This window comes from Pseudomonas sp. MF4836 (assembly GCF_002018875.1).
Classification (GTDB): Bacteria; Pseudomonadota; Gammaproteobacteria; order Pseudomonadales; family Pseudomonadaceae; genus Aquipseudomonas.
In genome coordinates, this window is record NZ_MVOL01000010.1 from 87,042 (window position 1) to 106,254 (window position 19,213).

The window sequence follows — 19,213 nt, forward strand, 5'->3', positions numbered from 1 at the left end:
AAATCCGCGGTGTGCAGGCCGGCCTGACGGGCGACCGCCACCGGCCTGGGGTCAGGCCGGCGCCACCAGGCTTTTCAGGTAATCGCCGAAGCCGCCACGGGCGCGGCTGTCGAGGCGGGCGCTGGTGATGACCTGCGGCCGATGGCTCCAGGCGATGCTGGCACCGCAGCGCTCCAGCTGGCGCACCAGTTGCACGTCTTCATCGCAGGCCAGGGGTTCGAAGCCCCCGGCGCGGCGGTAGGCCTCGGCACTGATACCCAGGTTGGCGCCGTGGATATGCCGATGATCGTCACGGGCCTGATAGGCCTGGTGATAACGGATCTGCGCCTGGGAGTCGAAGCCCTGGCTCCAGACGTCGACAGTCACGGTGCCGCACACCGCGTCGGTACCCAGGGCCAGTTGCGCCACCAGCCAGTCGGGGGCGACCCGGCTGTCGGCGTCGGTGCAGGAGATCCAGCGCGCACCCTGTTCCAGCAGGCGATGGGCACCCGCCGCCCGGGCCTGGCCGACGTTGCGGGCACTGAGCGCCAGGCTCTGCACGGGGTGCTCGCCGACGATCTGCGCCGAGTTGTCGCTGCAACTGTCGAGGACCACCAGGATCTGCACCGTTTCGCCGCCCAGGCTGGGGTGGCTGCCGGCATGCAGTGCAGCTTGCAGGCAGTGTTCCAGGTACTGCTCTTCGTTGTGGGCCGGAATCAGGATGCCGATCATCGCAGGCCCTCCAGGGTGGCCACCGAATCCGCCTCGCGGCTCCAGAGGTCGAGCATGAAGTCGGCCTCCTGATGCTCCAGCAGGCGCGGCAGTTGCAGCTGGCGGTGCAACTGGTCGTGAACCTGGCCGGCATCCAGTGGGCAGCCGGCGATGGGCGGGCGCCAGTGGCAGGCCAGCAACTGGCCGTCCGGGGTCAGGGAGCGCAGGGCCTGACGGATCAAGTGCGAGAGGGCGGCGGCGTCCAGGTAGTAGCCGATTTCGCTGAGCACGATCAGGTCGAAGCGCTGGTCCGGCCAGTCCCTGGGCAATCGCCCCTGGAACACCTGGGCATGGGCAAAGGGCTGCAGGCGCTGTTCGGCCAGGCTCACCGCCGCCGCCGCAGTGTCGCAGCACAACAGACGCTCGCAGCGGGTCGCCAGTTCGGCGCTGAGTTCGCCATTGGCGCAGCCCGGCTCGAAGACACTGCGGTAGCGTCGGCGCGGCAGACAGGCCAGGGTCAGGGCCCGCTTGCGCTGTTCGTACCAGCGTTCGCGAAACGACCAGGGATCGGCGCTCTGGGCGAACAGCTCATCGAAGTAGCGGTTGCCGACGCTCATACGAACACCACTTCAAAGGGTTGCAGCAGGCGCTCGATGATATGGGGCGCCAGGACCGGCGGCAGGCCAATCTGCGGGTCGCCTTCCAACTGGCTGGCAAAGGCATGGATCGCGTGGCGCTTGCGGGCTACCAGCGAGGGCTCGAGCTGCAGTTTGCGCGCACGCTGCCAGGGTATCTGCGGGTCTTCGGGACCGGCCCAGTGCCAGGTCCACACCGGCAGTTCATGGAACGCCGCGCCGACCGCCCGCGCCGCTGCCGCACTGGCACGGCCCACCGCTTCATGGTCGCAGTGACCGTCTTCGCGCCAGGTGCTGAACAGCACGTCGGTGGGCCGCAGGTAGCGCTGGATAAACGCCGTCAGGCGCGGCTCATCGGCGGCCACCTGGCTGTCGCTGAAACCGCCTCGCAGCCATTGCAGGCGGTGCAGGGGCAAGTCCAGGCGGCGCAGGGCCTCGGCCGATTCCTGAGGGCGTACCGCGCTCAGCCGCTCCACCGGCCAGCGCGCCGAACCGGGGTGGCTGGCGCTGCCGTCGGTGACCGAAATCAGCAGCAGCGGTCGACCACTGTTGGCCAAGAGTTGCAGCAGGCCGCCGCAACCGAGGATTTCATCATCCGGGTGCGGCGCGATGATCACTGCACGGTGCCCCGGGGGCACCAGTTCGTCGCAGCTGATCGACGCCAGTTGCGCCAGGTGCGTGGAGTTCTGCCACTGCTGCAACGGCGTGCCATGGCCGACGATAGGGTTGGGTTTCATAGTTGCCATGTTCCTTCTGGCTGGTTGGCAACCTGTTCGCCCAAGGCGGCCAGGTCACGCTCGGCATGACTTTGGCGCAGGTACACCGGCAGGTCGGCCAGCAATTGTGCGAAGCGCCGGTCCTGGCAGTAGGGGCCGGCGCCCAGGGCCCGGCCGACGTGCTGCAGCACGCACTCGACGCTGGCTTCGGTCACTGCCCGGGCGCGACGTGCCAGCAGCGCAGCATCGGCTTTTGGACCGTGGTCGATGGCCTGGGCGCTTTCCCGCAGGACGCTGGCGCTGGCCTGCAAGGCGCTGTCGACGGCGCCGAGATGGGCCAGGGCATGGGGTTCCTGGCGCGTGGCGCAGTGCTCAAGCAGGCGTTGGGCGATGGCGCGCGCCGCGCCATGCCAGCAGGCGGCGATACCGATGCCGCCCTGCCAGAAGCCGGGGCGCCGCAGGTAGTCGCCGGGGCCGCCGACCTGTTGCGCCTCGGCCTGGTCCAGGTTGACCACCAGGCTGGCGCTGCTGGCCATGCCCACTGCGTGCCAGCCCTCGGCGTCCAGGGTGACCCCGGGTTGTTGGAGCTCGACACACATCAACTGCTGCTGGCCGTCCGCGTCCCAGGCGGTCAGCAGGCCATGGCTGAGGACCGCCGCCCCTGAGCACCAGGCCTTGCTGCCCTGAAGCCGCCAGCCATCGCCATGGCGCCGCACCTCGACCCGCGCCTGGGGCGGCTCGGCGGCCCAGGTGCCGAGGGTGGCGCCCGGCGGCGGGCTGGCGCCGAGTTCGGCGAAGATGGCCAGGGCATCGGTATGGCCTTCGTACAATTTGCACAGCCCCAGGTCGTGGCCACCGACCGCCGCCAACTGGCGCCAGCGTCGCAGGGTGGCGCCCTGGCCGGGCAGGGGCAGGCGGTCCAGACCGAGTTCGACCATCCGCCGCAACTGGCGCCCATGGTCCTCGGCGCTGGGGGCGCCTATGGGCAAGCCTTGCAGGTAACGCTCCAGGTCCATATCAGTCGTCATCCTCGCGTTGCAGTTCGAAAAACAGCAGCGAGCGGCCGGTCACCGAATACTCGTGGCCGAACTGGAAGCGTTCCTGGCCGCGTACCGCCGGCTGGTTGGTGTCGATCATGCACGTCCAGAACTCGCCCTGGGGCACTTCCGGCAGCCTGAAGTTGACGATGTCGTGGTGCGAATTGACCACCAGCAGCACCGTGGCATCGGCCCCCGGACGCAGGATCCCGGTTTCCTGGGCGCGACCGTCGAGCAGCATGCCCAGACAGCGGCCATTGGCGTCCTGCCATTGCTCGGTACTCATTTCATTGCCATCCGGTGCCAGCCAGGTCACGTCCTTGACCCCGATGTCTTCGTTGTATTCGCCCACCAGGAATCGCCCGCGGCGCAGGATCGGGTAGGCCATGCGCAGCTTGATCAGGCGCTTGACGAACTTGAGCAGCGACTTGCCGTCATCATCCAGCTCCCAGTTGATCCAGCCGATCTCGCTGTCTTGGCAGTAGGCATTGTTGTTGCCGTGCTGGGTGCGGGCGAACTCGTCGCCGGCCACCAGCATCGGCGTGCCCTGGGCCAGCAGCAGGGTGGCGAAGAAGTTGCGCATCTGGCGCAGGCGCAGGGCATTGATTTCCGGGTCGTCACTGGGGCCTTCGACGCCGTGGTTCCAGGACAGGTTGTTGTTGCTGCCGTCCTGGTTGTTTTCGTCGTTGGCCTCGTTGTGCTTGTCGTTGTAGGACACCAGGTCATGCAGGGTGAAACCGTCGTGAGCGGTGATGAAGTTGACCGAGGCGTACGGCCGGCGCCCGCGCTGGTTGAACATTTCGCCGGAGGCGGTCATGCGCCCGGCAAAGTCTGCCAGTTGACCGTCGTCGCCTTTCCAGAAGGCGCGCACGGTGTCGCGGAACTTGTCATTCCATTCGACCCAGCCCGGTGGGAAGCCGCCGACCTGATAGCCGCCAGGCCCGCAGTCCCAGGGCTCGGCGATCATTTTCACCTGGCGCAGCACCGGGTCCTGGCGGCAGGCGACGAGGAAGCTGTGGCGTTCGTCGAAGCCATCGTGGTAGCGGCCGAGGATGGTTGCCAGGTCGAAGCGGAAGCCATCGACGTGCATTTCCGTGGCCCAGTAGCGCAGCGAGTCGGTGACCATCTGCAATACGCAGGGGTGGCTCAGGTCCAGGGTGTTGCCGGTCCCGGAATCGTTGATGTAGAAGCGCTTGTCGTCGGGCATCAGGCGATAGTAGGAGGCGTTGTCGATGCCGCGCATGGACAGGGTCGGGCCTTGTTCGTTGCCCTCGGCGGTGTGGTTGTAGACCACGTCCAGGATCACTTCCAGGTTGGCCTCGTGCAGGTGCGCGACCATCTCCTTGAACTCGGCGATCTTGCCGCTGGCCAGGTAGCGCGGGTCGGGGGCGAAGAAGGCGATGCTGTTGTAGCCCCAGTAGTTGGTCATGCCCTTGTGCAGCAGGTGCTGGTCATTGACGAAGGCGTGGATCGGCAGCAACTCCACCGACGACACCCCGAGCTTGCGGATGTGCTCCAGCACGTCATCCACCATCAACCCGGCGAAGGTGCCACGCACATTCTCGGGGACGGCAGGGTGGCGCATGGTGAAGCCGCGCACGTGGGTCTCGTAGATGATGGTCTTGTCCCAGGGCACGCTGACCCGCTGGTCGTTGCCCCAGGTGTGAGCAGGGTCGATGACCTTGCTCTTGGGCACGAAGGGCGCGCTGTCCCGTTCATCGAAGCTGAGGTCGGCGTCGGGGTGGCCGATGGTGTAGCCGAACAGCGCTTCGGACCACTTCAACTCGCCCACCAGTTGCTTGGCGTAGGGGTCGATCAGCAGCTTGTTGTGGTTGAAGCGGTGGCCGTTGGCCGGGTCGTAGGGGCCGTAGACCCGGTAGCCGTAGATCAGCCCCGGATGGGCGTCGGGCAGGTAGCCGTGGTAGATCTCGTCGGTGTATTCCGGCAGCTCGATGCGTTCGAGTTCGACTTCACCGGTGGCATCGAACAAGCACAGTTCAACCTTGGTGGCGTTCGCGGAAAACAGCGCGAAGTTGACACCCAGGCCATCCCAGGTCGCACCCAGCGGAAAGGGCAAACCTTCGCGAATGCGCGAGGCTTCGGGTTCTGGCTGGGGCGCGGCGGATTTTTTTGGCGTGCTCATAGGTGCTCCTGCAAAGGGGTTACAAAACGGGCTGAGGGTTTTTTCCGGGCAAGCGATTCCCCTGTGGCGCTCAGGCACGCCACGCGTTCAAGGCATTAAAAAAAGGCCGGGCCCGGACTCGGATCCGGGCGCCGGAACCGGACGTCAGCTGGCCGGTGGTTTGCGGGGGGCGCGGGGCTTCTTCGGTGCCTCGGCTTTTTCTCCGGGCGGGACCACCACCGTGCTGGCAGCTGCCGGCTTGGCCTTGGGTTTGGTGGCGGGCTTTTGTGCGGGCTTGGCCGCCGGCTTGGCTTTGCTGGCCTTGGGTGGCTTGCTCGGGGCCAGTGCCTCGGCTTCGGCCAGCTTGCGCGCCATCTCCCAGTGACGGGCTTCCTGGCCCTCGGGCTGGCCTTCGGATTCCCAGATTTGATAGGCAAACTCGCGAATGCGTTTATCGTCGGTGCTCATCGCAATGCTCCTGAAACTGACTCAAGTTTGGATGAAGAGGTTGACCGGGAAATCCCGCAGTGCGGAACTGATTAGCAGGTCCTTGTGGTGTGTGACTGCACCCGTTGAAAAAAGTCCCTTCAGGTTTTGTTGTGGAGCGGCGAACGGTAGATGCACCTTCGTATCGCCCCAATCCAGCGCGTGGATTCTGGGTGTTGCGCTGCTATCCAGCAGCGTGGCGGCCAGCCTTGGCACCAGGATCACCGCCCATTGCCCGTGCAGTTCCCGGGCAAAGGCCAGCACCTGGTCGGCATGCTCGCCGCTGACCTGCAGCGGCTGGTAACGACCCCGGCGAAACAGCTCCGGGTACTGCGCACGACGTTGCAGGACCTGGGCGATCAATGCCTGTTTGATCCGCCCGTTGCGCCATTCCTGCAGCAGGTGTTCCGGTTCGGCGGCGGCCTGCAGCGCCTGTTGCCGGGCACTGAAATCCACGGGCCGGCGGTTATCCGGATCCACCAGGCTGAAGTCCCAGAACTCATCGCCCTGATACAGATCGGGCACTCCCGGTACGCTCATGCGCAGCAAGGATTGAGCCAGGCTGTTGAGGGCACCGGCCGGGGCGATGGCATGGGCCGCGTGGCAGATCGCCGTGCGCAGCGCCAGGCCTTCGGGCGCCAGCAGCAGCGCCCGCAGAAACTCGCCCATGGCCTGTTCGTAACCGTCGTTGGCGGCGGCCCAGCTGCTTTGCAGCTTGGCTTCGCGCAGGGCTTTTTCCTGCCATTGCCACAGGCGCTCGGCGTAGCGTTCGAGCCCGGCCTGATCGTCTGCGCGCAACTCCAGCGGCCAACTGCCGAGCAGGGCCTGGTACAGAATCAACTCGTCGCCGGCCGAGGGCGCCACCGGGTCGCGGCGCAGGGCCTGGGCCAGGCTGCGCCACTGCTCGACCTGTTCGACGTACCACGGCGCGTGCTCGCTGAGCACCGCCAGGCGGGCGCGGCTGTCTTCACCGCGTTTGTGGTCGTGGGTGGCAGTGGCCAGGAGGTTGTCGGGGAAGTCCCGCAGGCGCTCTGCGCATTGGCGATGGAAGTCGGCCGGGGGGGCGCTGAACTGTTCGGTGCTGAACCCCACGTCATTGCGCGACAGCAGCACCGCCGAGCGATAGAACGCGGTGTCTTCCACGGCCTTGGCCGCTGCCGGCGAGGTCAATTGCTGGAAGCGCACGCAGGCATGCTTGAGCAGTTTGCGCGAGCGCCCGGGCGGCAGCTGGCGCCAGCCCTGGCCACCGAGCCAGCGTTCCAGGTAGTCGAGTACCGGCCAGTCGGCTTCGCCCAGGGAGCTTTTAGCGCCGTGCAGGGCCTGCTGGAAAAAAACCTGGTCCTGCGTCGAGCGCCCGCAGGCACTGATATAGGTGCGGTACACCGGGAAGTGCACGATCAGCTCCTGCAATGCCCGGCGAATTGCGCCCAGGGTCAGGTCGCGGCTCATCACATCCTGCCGCGCCACTTGCAGCAGGGCCTGGGCCACGCTTTCAAAGTCACCGGCCAGTGAGCCGTTGAGGATCTGCTGGCGCGCCAGCCGTGCCTCGTCGATAAAGGCCGCCGGGCGCTCGCTGTGCCGGCTCCAGAGCTCGGCCAGTGGCGCCTGGCCCCGGGGGTCGTGTTGCAGCAGCGAGACCTGGTTCATGAACTCGTAACCGGTGCTGCCGTCGACCTTCCAGTCGCGGTGCAGGGTTTCGCCTTCGCCAAGGATCTTCTCCACGTAGATCGGCAAGTGCCGGCCCGGGCTCAGGGCATCGACCCGGCGCCGCAGCTTGCGGCAGTAGCCGCGCGGGTCGGCCAGGCCATCGATATGGTCGATGCGCAGGCCGTCCACCAGGCCCTGGCTGATCAGCTCGAAGATCTTGGCGTGGGTGGCTTCGAACACGGCGGGGCGCTCGACCCGCAAGCCTCCCAATTCGTTGACGTCGAAGAAGCGCCGCCAGTTGATGTCGTCGGCCGCCGTGCGCCAGCTGGCCAGGCGGTAGCTTTGCTGTTCCAGCAGCGCGTGCAGGCGGGCAAAGCCTTCGTTCTGACGGGCGTCGTACAGGGCCAGGGTGCGCTCGACGGCCTGATGGATGGCCGGGTCCGCCAGCAGTTCGCGCAGCGCCTGTTGCAAGGGGCGCGCCTGGGTATGGGCGTCGGGCCGGTAGCGCAGGGTACTGAATTGATCGGCCAGGGCCTTGAGCGCCTCGGCCTGCTGGGCGCTCAACTGGGCGTCGGGTTTGAGCAGTTCGCCGTAGTCGCTGGGGCAGATCGGGAAGCGATGATCGTAGTGCTGGGCGTGGAACTCACCCTGCTCGGCGTCCAGTTGCAGCACCAGGCTGCCTTCCTGCAGGACCGTGCCGTAGTCATTGCCCAGGAACGGCAGCAGCAGTTGCCCCTCCATCAAGGGGTCGGGGGAGTGCCACTGAATATCGAAGAACTCGCCGTAGGGACTCAGGCGCCCCCATTGCAGCAGGTCCAGCCACCAGGGGTTATCGGCGCCGCCGACGGCCATGTGGTTGGACACGATGTCCAGAATCAGGCCCATGCCGTGTTGCCGCAGGCTGGCCACTAGGCGCTTGAGGGCCGCTTCGCCGCCCAGTTCGGGGTTGACCCGGGTCGGATCGACCACGTCATAGCCGTGCATCGAGCCGGCCCGGGCGCACAGCAGCGGCGAGGCATAGACATGGCTGATGCCCAGTTCGGCGAAATAGGGCACCAGCGGCACTGCGTCGTCCAGGGTGAAGCCTTTATGAAACTGCAGGCGCAGGCTGGCCCGCAGCAGGGGTTCGAACGCTGGGCTCATTGGTCACGCTCGACAGCCTGTTGCCGGGCGCAGGCCAGCAGTTCCAGGCGCCGCGCGGCATCCGGGTCGTCCAACAGCTCACGGGCCGGACGCGCCAGACGCCGGCGCCAATTGGGGTGGCTGTCAGTGGTGCCGGGCAGGTTGGGCTGCTCGTCGACACCCAGGGCATCCTCCAGCGGCAACAGCACCAGGGGCGCGCGGGTATGGCCCAGAAAACGTACGCTGGCATCCACCACTTCATCGGCTTCGTGGGCGTGCTCGCGAAAACTCTGCGGGTCCTGGTCCAGGGCCTGACGCAGGCCGTTGCGCTCGTGCTGGCGATGCTCGCGCCAGTGGGTGGCGCCGTTTTCATCCACCAGGCCCAGGCGCAGGTTCCAGTCGATATCGCGGCCATGCCACCAGCCATTGAGGGTGGGCAGGTCATGGGTGCTGGTGGTGGCCAGGGCGTTGTCGGGCCAGTCGAGGATGGGTTTGAAATGGCAGCCGTGGTCCTGCTCGAACAACAGTACCCGCATGCCGAGAATCGAGCGCGCCGCGAGTTTTTCCCGCAGGCCGTCGGCCACCGTGCCCAGGTCTTCGCCGAGGACGATGGCCTGGTGCCGATGGGATTCCAGGGTCAACAGGCGCAGCAGGTCGTCCACCGGGTAATACAGGTACGCACCGTCGCTTGGCGGCGAGCCCAGGGGGATCACCCACAGCCGTTGCAGGCCCATCACATGGTCGATGCGCAAGCCGCCGGCATGGGCGAAGTTGGCCCGGAGCATTTCGATAAAAGCGTGGTAGCCGTTGCGCACCAGGCCCTCGGGGGAGAACGCCGAGATGCCCCAGCCCTGGCCCTGGCGGTTGAGAATGTCGGGGGGCGCGCCCACGGTCAGTTCTGCCAGCAACTCGTCCTGGCGACTCCAGGCCTGGCTGCCGCCACCGTCGGCACCCACCGCCAGGTCGGCGATCAGCCCAATGCCCATCCCGCTGCTGCGGGCCGCACTCTGGGCGCGGGCCAGGCCACGGTCGATGAGCCATTGGCAGAAGGCGTAGAAGCCGATTTCCCCGGCGTTTTCTTCGGCAAAGCGTGCCAGCTCAGAGCTGCGCGGGTTGCGCCAGGCGTCGGGCCAGTGGCGCCAATCGAGGCTTTCGCCACGGGCGCTGCGCTCCGCTTGCAGGGCTTCGAAGCGGCAGTGGTTTTCCAGGGCTTCGCCGCTGGCGTGGCGGAAACTGGCAAAGTCTTCGTGCAACGGGTGCTGCCCGCTGCCAAAGCTCCGGTACAGCTCGCGCAGCAGGGTCTGTTTGGTTTGCGCTGCCACGGGCCAGTCGATCAGGGGTTGTTGTTCCAGCTGATGCAGGGTCTCGCTGAGACCGCAGGCGTCGATCGCGCTCTGCCAGGCGTGCTCGCCGAGAATGCTCGCCGGCGCACAATACAGGCTGTTGAGAAACAGGCGGCTGGAGGGTGAATAGGGGCTGTAGCGGCTGCTGTCGCTGCTGAACATAGCGTGCAGCGGACTGATGGCCAGGGCATCGGCACCGCGCTCGCCGGCGACCCGCGCCAGCTCTTCCAGGGTCTGGGTATCGCCGAAACCGCCATCTCCGGTGCGGCGCAACGAGTACAGCTGGACACTCAGGCCCCAAGCCCGGGGCGTCGGCTGGTCCACGGCATCGGCCACGCTGTGGCAGTGCTCGGGCGCCACGGCCAGGGTGAAGTGCTGGTCATCGATGCTCACGGCCTGGTAACCCACCGGCACCAGCCCGGGCAACACGGCGTCGGCGTCGAGTTTGAGGTTGAGGATCGAACCGTCTTCGAGGTGAATTTCACAGGGGCTGTGGGGCGCAAAATAGTGCGCCAGGTCCAGGCCCTGGCCGGCATCCGCGGTCAACAGCGGCGGCAGGTACCGGGTCTGTTGCACCGCTTGCAGTTGCAGCAGGCTTTGTTCGATTTCCTCATCGGTGTCGGCGGGGTGGCCGAGGCCTTTGAGGACGGCGCGCAGTACGCGCGGTTCGACCCGCTGCGGACGGCCGTTGGCGTCGATCCAATCGACGGCCAGGCCAGCTCGGCTGGCCAGTATTTCCAGGTGCGCATCGCTCATGGACGCTCTCCATCAAGGGGTGCGGAAGGGGGTACGGCGGTCAGGCTGACCCGCGCGCTGTAGCCGCCGAGGCGGCCGGGGTGCATGCAGGCCGGATCCTGGGCCGGGTATTGGAACAGTGGCCGGGCATCGTCGAGCGGGGGCAGGGCCACGCTGTCGGCGCCGAGGTTGAGGTCGATGCGCAGCAGGCTGCCGTCGCCCAAGCGCCAGCGGGCACTGACCGCGCCTACGGCCAGGACTTCCGCGCCCAGGGCCAGGGCCCCCGGCAGGCGCGGGATGATGTACTGGTGACGCAGGCCCAGCAGGTGCTGGTACAGGGCGCGGGTTGCCGCTCCCTGTTCCGGGCTGGCCTCGGGCCTTGAAGCGTGGAAGGTGGACGCCGCGTTGGGGTCGGGGATCCGTTCCCGTTGCTGCGGATCGGCGAACACGCTGAAGTCGGCGAATTCATTGCGCCGGCCTTCACGCACGGCGTCGGCCAAGTCACCGTGGTGGCTGGTGAAAAACAGGAATGGCTCGGTCGCCGCGTGTTCGTCGCCCATGAACAACAGCGGGATCATCGGCGACAGCAGCAGCAACACCGTGGCCGCCTCCAGGGCCTGGGGCGGCGCCAGGCGGTTCAGGCGTTCGCCAAAGGCGCGGTTGCCGACCTGATCGTGGTTTTGCAGAAACAGCACAAAGGCACTGGGTGGCAGATGGCCGCTGGGCTCGCCGCGAGCGTTGCCGTGGCGGGTGCGGTGGCCCTGGTAGACAAACCCCTGGCTCAGGCAGCGCGCCAGCTTGGCCGTGGGTTGTTCGGCAAAGTCGGCGTAATAGGCGTCGGTTTCACCGGTCAGCAGCACGTGCAGGGCGTTGTGCCCGTCGTCGTTCCACTGCGCATCGAAACCCTGTTCGAGGAGGCTGGCCTGGTTGAATTCGTTTTCCAGGTTGAGCCACACCTGCCGTCCCGGGGCGACCTGACTGCGCACGCGACGCGCCAGCTCCTGGAGGAAGTCCGGGTTGTCGATGGCGTGCACCGCGTCCAGGCGCAGGCCGTCAAAGCGGTATTCGAGCAGCCACATCAGGGCATTGTCGATAAAGAAGTCGCGCACCTCGCGGCGGCGGAAGTCGATGGCCGCGCCCCAGGGGGTGTGTTGGTCTTCGCGAAAGAAGCGTTTGGCGTAATGGTGCAGGTAGTTGCCGTCGGGGCCGAAGTGGTTGTAGACCACGTCGAGGATCACCGCCAGGCCCAGGCCGTGGGCGCTGTCGATCAAGAACTTGAGGTCCTCGGGCGAACCATAGGAGGCTTGCGGCGCATAGGGCAGGACCCCGTCGTAGCCCCAGTTGCGGCTCCCCGGGAACTGCGCCAGCGGCATCAGTTCGATGGCGGTGATGCCCAGCCGCGCCAACTCAGGCAGCCGTTCTGCCACCGCGCGATACCCACCGAGCACCCCCACGTGCAGCTCGTAAATCACCGCCTGGTGCCAGGGCCGGCCCTGCCAGAGCGGGTGTTGCCACTCGTAGGCGAGGGGGTCGACCACCACGCTCGGCGAGCCGATGTCGCCGGCCTGGAAGCGGGAGGCCGGGTCAGGCACCTCCAGTTCGCCATCGATCTTGAACCGATAGTGGCTGCCGGCCGGGCAGCGGGCCTGCAGCACATGCCAGCCCTCGGCCTGAGGCTGCATGGGCAGGGAACGCCCATCTTGCAATTCAACCTTTACTTCATGTGCATCAGGCGCCCACAAGGCGAAGCGGGTATGTTCCGCATCCAGCATGATCGCGCCGTGGGGCCAGGTTTCCAGAGTCCTTGACGGCATCCATGTGGCCTCTTATTTGTGCATCGATTTACCCAGCGCCTTGGCAACCAGTTGTTCATAGAGTTCGGCGTAGGGTTCGACCGCCTTGCACCAGTTGAAGGGTGCGGCCATGGCCCGGCAGCGCATGGCATTGAGCAGTTCGGGGTAGGCGAACACCTTGAATGCCCGTTGCAGGGCTTCTTCGTAGCTGGGCACGGTGGACTCGTCGAACAGGAACCCGGTCACGCCGTTTTCGATGGTGTCGGCCAGGCCCCCGGTGTTGCGTGCCACCGGCAACGAGCCGAAGCGCTGGGCGTACATCTGGCTCAGGCCGCAAGGCTCGTAGCGCGATGGCATCAGCAGAAAGTCGCTGCCGGCAAACATGCGTCGGGCGTCGGTTTCGTTAAAGCCGATATGCACCCCGATCTGCCCTGGAAAACGCTGGGCCAGGGCGCGCATGGCCTGCTCTTCTTCCGGCTCGCCACGGCCGATGATGGCGATCTGGCCACCGGACTTGACGATAAACTCGGCCACACCTTCGGTGAGGTCCAGGCCCTTCTGGTAGACCAGGCGCGAGACCACGGCGAACAGCGGGCCCGACGAATCGTCGAGGCCGAACATCTGCCGTACATGGTCGGCGTTGACTGCCTTGCCGTCCCAGTCGCCAATGCCGAATGGGCGGAACAGGTGCGGATCGCTGGTGGAATCCCAGCTTTCGTCAATGCCGTTGGGGATACCGCTGAGCAGGCCCTGCTGGGTCTTGCTGGCCAAAAAGCCGTCAAGCCCGCAGCCGAAGGCCGGGGTGGTGATTTCCTGGGCGTAGGTGGCGCTGACCGTGGTGATGTGGCTGGAGTAGGCCATGCCGGCCTTGAGGAACGACAGCTTGCCGTAGAACTCCATGCCTTCCTGTTGCAGGGCATGTTCGGGGATGCCCAGCTCCGGGCAGCAGGCCAGGCTGACCACGCCCTGATACGCCAGGTTATGGATGGTGAACAGGGTCGGGGTGCGTTGACCGCGCCAGTGCATATAGGCCGGGGCCAGGCCGGCGGGCCAGTCGTGGGCGTGCACCAGGTCGGGGCACCAGTGGATCTGCGCCAGGTTGGCAGCGATATCGGCGGCGGCCAGCCCCAGGCGTGCGAAGCGGATGTGGTTGTCCGGCCAGTCGCGGCCGTTGTTGGCGCCATAAGGCGTACCTTCGCGCTCATAGAGCTCGGGGCAGATCAGAACGTAGATGACCAGACCGTCGGGCATGTCCATGCGCCCGATCTTGCAGGCCGGCAAGGCCGCGTGGCCGCCCAGCTCACCGATGATATGGATCGGGTTTTCGCTGTGCAGCACCTGCGGGTAGCCGGGAATCAGGACCCGTACATCGTGCAGATGGGACATGGCCCGGGGCAGTGCCGCCGAGACGTCGCCCAGGCCGCCGGTTTTCACCAGGTCGGCGATTTCCGAGGTCACGAACAGGACTTTCTTGCGGTTGGGATTGATCCGATGAATCGGCGAAACCGTTTTGCCACCCGGAGCGAGCATGGACTTGTTGGCCGCTTCACTGGCCTGAGGCTGAGGTTGTTCTCCCTGGGTTTCCAATACGGCACTGATCATGTGTCTCTCCCATTTTATTGATCTGGTCCTGGTCTCACACCTGCACTGGCGCCGGTTCGCTGCCTGAATTGGGCCTGGATCCGGGCGCACAAGCGCTACGCAATGAAGAGCCAAGGCAGCCCATTGCGTCGAAGCAAAAAGGGTGAAAGGGGCATTGCAAGGATTGCACCAGTCGCTATGGCCCCACCTTTAAGCTGACCCAAGGGCTACAGCAAAAGTTTCGACTATTTTTCAGTAAAGGTGACTGTCCGGTCACTTTGTGAGAACCAGTCTAGGACAGAACCTAGAGCCTGGCAGGCGCGATCGGGGAATAAGTTCGACCGGCGGCGACAGCGGGCGCAAATAACCCGACGAAAGGTAGGGGCTGCACTGCGGGAGGGCGGACAGGTGCGGCCCGTGGCGCGAAAAAGCACCGCCAGGAGCGAGGTCGCGGTGCGGGCGCCATTCCCTGCGCACGAAAGCGGTGCGCGGCTCTGACGCGGCGCCGGGCGCTCTAGTTGAGTGGGCGCAACGCTTGGCCGGCGTACCAGGCCAGCAAGTCTTCGATCATCTGCCCATAAAACTGGCGGTAGTTGTTGCGACTGACGTAGCCAAGATGGGGCGTGGCCAGCACCGTGGGCAGGTGGCGCAGGGGATGATCGGCGGGCAGTGGCTCCGGATCGAACACATCCAGCGCCGCGCCCCCCAATCGGCCCTGTTGCAGGGCAGCGATCAGTGCCGCTTCGTCGACGATCGGCCCGCGCGCGGTGTTCACCAGCAGCGCTGCAGGTTTCATCCAGCCCAGGGCCTGGGCGTCCACCAGGCCACGGCTGCGCTCGCTGAGCACCAGGTGCACCGAGAGCACGTCGGCCTGTTCAAACAGTTGCTGCTTGCTGACAGCGGTCACCCCGACCTCGGCGGCGCGCTCCGGGGTCAGGTTCTGGCTCCAGGCGATCACGCGCATGCCGAACACCTGGCCGAATTGCGCCACCCGCTGGCCGATGCTGCCCAGGCCGAGAATACCCAGGGTCTTGCCATGCAGGTCGCCGCCCAGGCCTTGCTGCCAGCCGCCGTTGCGCAGGGAGGTGGCTTCGGCCAGCAGGTTGCGGGTGTGGGCCATGATCAGGGCCCAGGTCAGTTCGGGGGCGGCGTGCTTGTAGCTGTCGGTGCCGCACACCTGGATCCCCAGGCTGCTGGCCGCCGCGAGGTCGATGGCGGCATTGCGCATGCCGCCGGTCAGCAGCAGCTTGAGGCGCGGCAGGCTGCGCAGCAGGGCCGCGTCGAAGCGGGTGCGCTCGCGCATCACGCAGATCACCTCGAAATCCGTCAGGCGCTGGCTCAAGGTCGCGGTGTCGGCGGGGTAGTCATGGACAAAGGTGACCTCGCCAATGCCTTGCACTGGCGACCAGTCCACCACGTCACGGGCGACCTGTTGCCAGTCATCGATTACCGCAATCTTCAGCGTCATGGGGCGGCTCCTGGGGCGGGGAGAATCTGCACGCTCAACCCGGTTCCTGCACGTCTGGACAGGGAGGGCCTAGCGGGTGGCAGACGATCTTGGCGCAAATCCGCTGCGAATTCCACGCCCCCGGTTGGCAAGGATTCAGGCGGTGATGCCCAGGGTCAGCAGGGCCAGCACGCCATAGCGTGCGCCTTTGGCCAGGGTCACGATCAGCAGGAAACGCTTGAGCGGCTCACCCATGACCCCGGCCACCAGGGTCAGCGGGTCACCGATGATGGGCACCCAGCTCAGCAGCAGCGACCAGTGCCCGTAGCGTTGGTAATGCACCCGGGCGCGCTCCAGGTGGCGGGGGCTGACCGGGAACCAGCGCCGGCTCTTGAAGCGTTCGAGGCGCCTCCCCAGCCACCAGTTGAGCAGCGAGCCGAGGACATTGCCCAGGGTCGCGCTCAGCAACAACAGCCACGGCGCGTAGTGGGGGTTGAGCAGCAGGCCGACCAGCAGCGCTTCCGATTGCAGGGGCAGCAGGGTGGCGGCGCCGAACGCCGCGAGAAGCAGCCCGAGGTAGCCGAGGATCAATGGGCCGGGTAGTCCGCGACCACGACGTCCTGGACGTCTTTGGTCAGGCCGATGACCTGGTAGGCGTCGGCGGGCATGCCGTCCATCTCCATGCCGGGCGAACCCATGGGCATGCCCGGGGCGGCGATGCCCAGCAGGTCGCTGCGGTTGAGCAGGGCCAGCACCTGCTCGGCCGGGACATGGCCTTCGACGAATTTGCCGTCAATCACCGCGGTGTGGCAGGAGGCCAGGCGTGGCGCCACGCCGAGGCGCTGCTTGACCGCGCTCATGTTGCTTTCAACGTGGTCCTCGACCTTGAAGCCGTTGGCTTCCAGGTGCTTGATCCACTCCTTGCAGCAACCGCAGTTGGCGTCGCGGTGCACTTCAATCGGGATGGGCGCGGCGGCCTGGGCCAGGGAAATGACGAACAGGGCCGACAGGGCGGCCAGGCGCAGGGTGTTTTTCATGAAAGGTCTCGTGATTAAAAGGAGGTCCGGGGGGCGGTGCATTTTGAGCTTTTTTCGCCCCGTCGCCGGGCACTTGTGTTTCAAGGTTATACAAACTACAGCCCGCCCTGTAGCCGCTGCCGCAGGTGTTGCTTGGGGGGAGATTAAACCGTGTTTGCTGACAGCTCACTGAGGGCGACATTACAGATTTGTCAGCGAGGCGGGATTTCCAGCTTGTGCTTGAGGTTATCCAGGGCCCGGTTCGATTGCTCCACCAGGCGCGAGTGGATGCCACCCAGGTTGAGGTCGGAGGTGTAGTGCAGGGTGCGCTTGAACAGGGTGGCGTTGCCCCGGGTCTGCAGTTGATAATGCAGGGTGCCGTCGACGGCGATGGAGCTGAACACCGCCTTGAATTCCCGGGGCGGGAGGGCGGTGATCACCCGGCAATTGAGGTGCACTTGCAGCCCGAGGAGGTCGATGACCCCGGTAAAGCGCTGGCCCAGGGGCAGGGAACCCGGGTGACCGGTACTGGCGCTGAGGGCCGTGGGGTGCCATTCGTGCCAGCGCTCGGGCTGGGTCACGTAGTCATAAACCTGGTCGATGCCTGCCTTTATATAGAGCTCATTGATGATGTGCTCGTCCAGCAGATGCGATTGGCGCTGTCCCATGCTGCACCTCCTTGTGACCGGAGCTGCAAATATAGCTGCACTGGCGCGCCACGCACGCCAGTGCAACCGACCGTTCAGCGGACTTTGAAGCGCGCCATCAGGGCGCTGACCCGGTTGTTGGCCTGCAGCAGGTTCTGGGTGTTGCTGGCGCTGGCCTGGCCGCTGTCTACCAGTTGCTCGACCATGTGCCGGATGCTGACCATGCTGCGATTGATCTCTTCGGTCACTGCGCTCTGTTGTTCGGCCGCGGTGGCGATCTGGGTGCTGAGGCTGTTGATCTGGTTGACCGAGCCGGCCATTTCATCCAGTCCGGAGTTGACCCTGGCCGTGGCGTCCGCCGCCGACTGGCAGCTGGTCTGGGTGTTTTCCATGGCGCTGACCGAAGAGCTGACGCCCAGGGTCAGGCGGTTGAGCATTTCGTTGATCTCCGAGGTGCTGGCCTGAGTGCGGGCGGCGAGGGCGCGCACTTCGTCGGCCACCACGGCAAAACCGCGGCCTTGCTCGCCGGCCCGGGCGGCTTCGATGGCGGCGTTCAGCGCCAGCAAGTTGGTCTGCCCGGCAATGGCGCCGATCACCCCGAGAATTTCGGTGATGCGCTGGGCATCCTGCTGCATGGCCTCGACCTTGTGGGTAGCGCTGGCCACTTCGTCAATCAGCGCCACCACGCTGCTCGACGCTTCGCCGACCACCACCCGCGAGCGTTCAGCGTGTTCGTTGGCGCGCTGGGTAAAGGCCGCGGTTTGGGCGGCATTGGCCGCGACGCTGTCCGCGGTGGCGCTCATTTCGGTAATGGCGGTGACGGTCTGGTCGGTTTCCGAGGCATGCCGCGCGAGGATCTGCGTGGTCTGGGTCGAGGTCTGTTGCAGTTGCTCCAGGCTGTTGGCCATGGCCCCGGTGGCCTCGGTCACCTCACCGATCATGTTCTGCAGGTAGACGATAAAGCGATTGACCGAATGGCCGATGGCCCCCAGTTCGTCTTCGGCGCGAATGGTGATGCGCCGTGTCAGGTCGGCATCGCCGGTGGACAGCGCGTCGATATTGGCCTTGAGCGCCTTCATCCGCTGCACCAGCTGGCGGATCGCGTACACCTGCAACAGCACCAGCAGGACTATCATCGGGATCTGCAACAGGCTCAGGGTGCTCAGCACGTCGTCACGCTGGGCGGTGATCAACTCGGTCGGCAGGGCGCTGGCCAGGAACCATGGGGAGCCCTCGATCGGGCGCATGAAGAAGGTGCTGGCGACCCCGGCGTTGTCAAACTCTACCCGCTGCAACGAGGCGTCGCGTCGCTCCAGCCCGGCCTTGACCTGGGCAGCGAACGGCGAGCTGGCGACCAGCTCGCTGATGTTCTTGAGTACGATCTGGCCGTTGATGCGCGAGCTGTTGCTGATGATCTTGCCGTCGGCCTCGACGATCAGCATCTCGGCCTTGAGGTCCTGTTCCTTGCGCGCCACCAGGTCGTTGAAAAAGCCCAGGGTCACGTCGATGGTCGCCACGCCGTACGGCACACCGTCCCGGGAAATGGCCATGGCGCAGTTGGTGCGCGGCTCGGCGCTGGCATCATCCTTGTAGGCGGCGGCCCAGGCACATTGTCCACGTGGGGTCTGCATGCCGCCCTTGTACCAGGACTGGTCGTAATAGTTGGGCGCCGGGTCGCTGTTCCAGAAGGTATTGACCGTGAGCTTGCCTGAGGCATCGCGGTGCCAGAAGGTGCTGTGCTTGTTGCGCCCCGGGGTGCGCTGGCCGGGCAGGGGCCAGATGCCGCCGCCAAACACTTTCAGCTCGCCGTATTGGTCCACCAGGCCCGGCAGGACCTTGTCGATGGTGTCGCTGTCGAGCAGGGGAATGGTCTGGGTGATGGTGCGTTGCTGGGCCTGGACCTTGTTCAGTTCGCCCTGGATCTGCTGGGCCACTTCGGCGATGCGATTGAGGACCACCTGTTCTTCGGTGTGGCGCAGCTTGGGCGCCACCAGCTGGCTGATGCCGACGACCGTCAGCACGAACATCAGCAGGATGAACAGGACCAGAAACAACGTGTAGCGAGCTTGGATCGTGCGCAGTGCGGGCATTGGACCTGTCCTTTCGAAGCGTTTCTTATTATTCGAGGCGAGCGCCCCCTATCAGGGCTTCGTCAGGTTGTCGGCGTGGTTTTGCCCAGCTTTAGTACGCCCGTGC

General features: G+C 65.8%; 15 protein-coding genes. All 15 read right to left on the bottom strand.

The genetic code is table 11. The features are described 5' to 3' along the window. Positions 1–51: 51 nt before the first annotated feature. Positions 52–711 (bottom strand): glycosyltransferase, encoded by a 660-nt coding sequence (locus MF4836_RS22525; protein ID WP_078472126.1) that lies wholly within the window; start codon positions 709–711, stop codon positions 52–54. Beyond that, complete coding sequence (locus tag MF4836_RS22530) at positions 708–1,307, bottom strand: SAM-dependent methyltransferase (RefSeq protein WP_078472127.1); 600 nt, start codon at positions 1,305–1,307, stop codon at positions 708–710. Before MF4836_RS22530 ends, MF4836_RS22525 begins: the two co-directional genes overlap by 4 nt. Beyond that, a complete protein-coding gene (locus tag MF4836_RS22535; RefSeq protein WP_078472128.1) occupies positions 1,304–2,062 on the bottom strand; it encodes a PIG-L deacetylase family protein in 759 nt (252 codons plus the stop codon). The genes MF4836_RS22530 and MF4836_RS22535 overlap by 4 nt, the downstream gene beginning before the upstream one ends. Further along, positions 2,059–3,057: an acyl-CoA dehydrogenase gene (locus MF4836_RS22540; protein ID WP_078472129.1), complete on the bottom strand. Its 999-nt coding sequence runs from the start codon at positions 3,055–3,057 to the stop codon at positions 2,059–2,061. Before MF4836_RS22540 ends, MF4836_RS22535 begins: the two co-directional genes overlap by 4 nt. Position 3,058: 1 nt before the next feature. After that, entirely contained in the window at positions 3,059–5,221 is a 2,163-nt protein-coding gene (gene glgX, locus MF4836_RS22545) for a glycogen debranching protein GlgX (protein WP_078472130.1), read from the bottom strand. A gap of 144 nt (positions 5,222–5,365) precedes the next feature. Further along, on the bottom strand, positions 5,366–5,668 hold the full coding sequence (locus MF4836_RS22550) for a DUF2934 domain-containing protein (RefSeq protein WP_078472131.1): 303 nt from the start codon (positions 5,666–5,668) through the stop codon (positions 5,366–5,368). A 21-nt stretch (positions 5,669–5,689) separates the two neighbouring features. Beyond that, positions 5,690–8,476: a malto-oligosyltrehalose synthase gene (locus tag MF4836_RS22555; protein WP_078472132.1), complete on the bottom strand. Its 2,787-nt coding sequence runs from the start codon at positions 8,474–8,476 to the stop codon at positions 5,690–5,692. Then, complete coding sequence (gene malQ, locus MF4836_RS22560) at positions 8,473–10,554, bottom strand: 4-alpha-glucanotransferase (RefSeq protein WP_078472133.1); 2,082 nt, start codon at positions 10,552–10,554, stop codon at positions 8,473–8,475. Before malQ ends, MF4836_RS22555 begins: the two co-directional genes overlap by 4 nt. Continuing rightward, positions 10,551–12,347, bottom strand: coding sequence for a malto-oligosyltrehalose trehalohydrolase (gene treZ / locus MF4836_RS22565; RefSeq protein WP_078472134.1), 1,797 nt, complete (start codon positions 12,345–12,347; stop codon positions 10,551–10,553). Before treZ ends, malQ begins: the two co-directional genes overlap by 4 nt. A gap of 12 nt (positions 12,348–12,359) precedes the next feature. Continuing rightward, a complete protein-coding gene (gene glgA / locus MF4836_RS22570; RefSeq protein ID WP_078472135.1) occupies positions 12,360–13,928 on the bottom strand; it encodes a glycogen synthase GlgA in 1,569 nt (522 codons plus the stop codon). A 493-nt stretch (positions 13,929–14,421) separates the two neighbouring features. Continuing rightward, a complete protein-coding gene (locus MF4836_RS22575; RefSeq protein WP_078472136.1) occupies positions 14,422–15,375 on the bottom strand; it encodes a D-2-hydroxyacid dehydrogenase family protein in 954 nt (317 codons plus the stop codon). 135 nt (positions 15,376–15,510) lie between these two features. Beyond that, positions 15,511–15,945, bottom strand: coding sequence for a YqaA family protein (locus tag MF4836_RS22580; protein ID WP_078472137.1), 435 nt, complete (start codon positions 15,943–15,945; stop codon positions 15,511–15,513). Continuing rightward, positions 15,942–16,391 carry a DUF411 domain-containing protein gene (locus MF4836_RS22585; RefSeq protein ID WP_078472138.1) on the bottom strand — a complete coding sequence of 150 codons (450 nt, stop codon included), beginning with the start codon at positions 16,389–16,391 and terminating at the stop codon, positions 15,942–15,944. Before MF4836_RS22585 ends, MF4836_RS22580 begins: the two co-directional genes overlap by 4 nt. A 191-nt stretch (positions 16,392–16,582) precedes the next feature. Next, complete coding sequence (locus MF4836_RS22590) at positions 16,583–17,038, bottom strand: SRPBCC family protein (RefSeq protein ID WP_078472139.1); 456 nt, start codon at positions 17,036–17,038, stop codon at positions 16,583–16,585. Positions 17,039–17,112: 74 nt separating this feature from the next. Beyond that, a complete protein-coding gene (locus tag MF4836_RS22595; protein ID WP_078472140.1) occupies positions 17,113–19,107 on the bottom strand; it encodes a methyl-accepting chemotaxis protein in 1,995 nt (664 codons plus the stop codon). Between the last annotated feature and the right edge of the window lie 106 nt (positions 19,108–19,213).

What these genes read in the sequence shown, in the direction of transcription:
- MF4836_RS22525 (WP_078472126.1), bottom strand. Translation starts at nt 711, where the DNA reads ATGATCGGCATCCTGATTCCGGCCCACAACGAAGAGCAGTACCTGGAA.
- MF4836_RS22530 (WP_078472127.1), bottom strand. Translation starts at nt 1,307, where the DNA reads ATGAGCGTCGGCAACCGCTACTTCGATGAGCTGTTCGCCCAGAGCGCC.
- MF4836_RS22535 (WP_078472128.1), bottom strand. Translation starts at nt 2,062, where the DNA reads ATGAAACCCAACCCTATCGTCGGCCATGGCACGCCGTTGCAGCAGTGG.
- MF4836_RS22540 (WP_078472129.1), bottom strand. Translation starts at nt 3,057, where the DNA reads ATGGACCTGGAGCGTTACCTGCAAGGCTTGCCCATAGGCGCCCCCAGC.
- glgX (WP_078472130.1), bottom strand. Translation starts at nt 5,221, where the DNA reads ATGAGCACGCCAAAAAAATCCGCCGCGCCCCAGCCAGAACCCGAAGCC.
- MF4836_RS22550 (WP_078472131.1), bottom strand. Translation starts at nt 5,668, where the DNA reads ATGAGCACCGACGATAAACGCATTCGCGAGTTTGCCTATCAAATCTGG.
- MF4836_RS22555 (WP_078472132.1), bottom strand. Translation starts at nt 8,476, where the DNA reads ATGAGCCCAGCGTTCGAACCCCTGCTGCGGGCCAGCCTGCGCCTGCAG.
- malQ (WP_078472133.1), bottom strand. Translation starts at nt 10,554, where the DNA reads ATGAGCGATGCGCACCTGGAAATACTGGCCAGCCGAGCTGGCCTGGCC.
- treZ (WP_078472134.1), bottom strand. Translation starts at nt 12,347, where the DNA reads ATGCCGTCAAGGACTCTGGAAACCTGGCCCCACGGCGCGATCATGCTG.
- glgA (WP_078472135.1), bottom strand. Translation starts at nt 13,928, where the DNA reads ATGATCAGTGCCGTATTGGAAACCCAGGGAGAACAACCTCAGCCTCAG.
- MF4836_RS22575 (WP_078472136.1), bottom strand. Translation starts at nt 15,375, where the DNA reads ATGACGCTGAAGATTGCGGTAATCGATGACTGGCAACAGGTCGCCCGT.
- MF4836_RS22585 (WP_078472138.1), bottom strand. Translation starts at nt 16,391, where the DNA reads ATGAAAAACACCCTGCGCCTGGCCGCCCTGTCGGCCCTGTTCGTCATT.
- MF4836_RS22590 (WP_078472139.1), bottom strand. Translation starts at nt 17,038, where the DNA reads ATGGGACAGCGCCAATCGCATCTGCTGGACGAGCACATCATCAATGAG.
- MF4836_RS22595 (WP_078472140.1), bottom strand. Translation starts at nt 19,107, where the DNA reads ATGCCCGCACTGCGCACGATCCAAGCTCGCTACACGTTGTTTCTGGTC.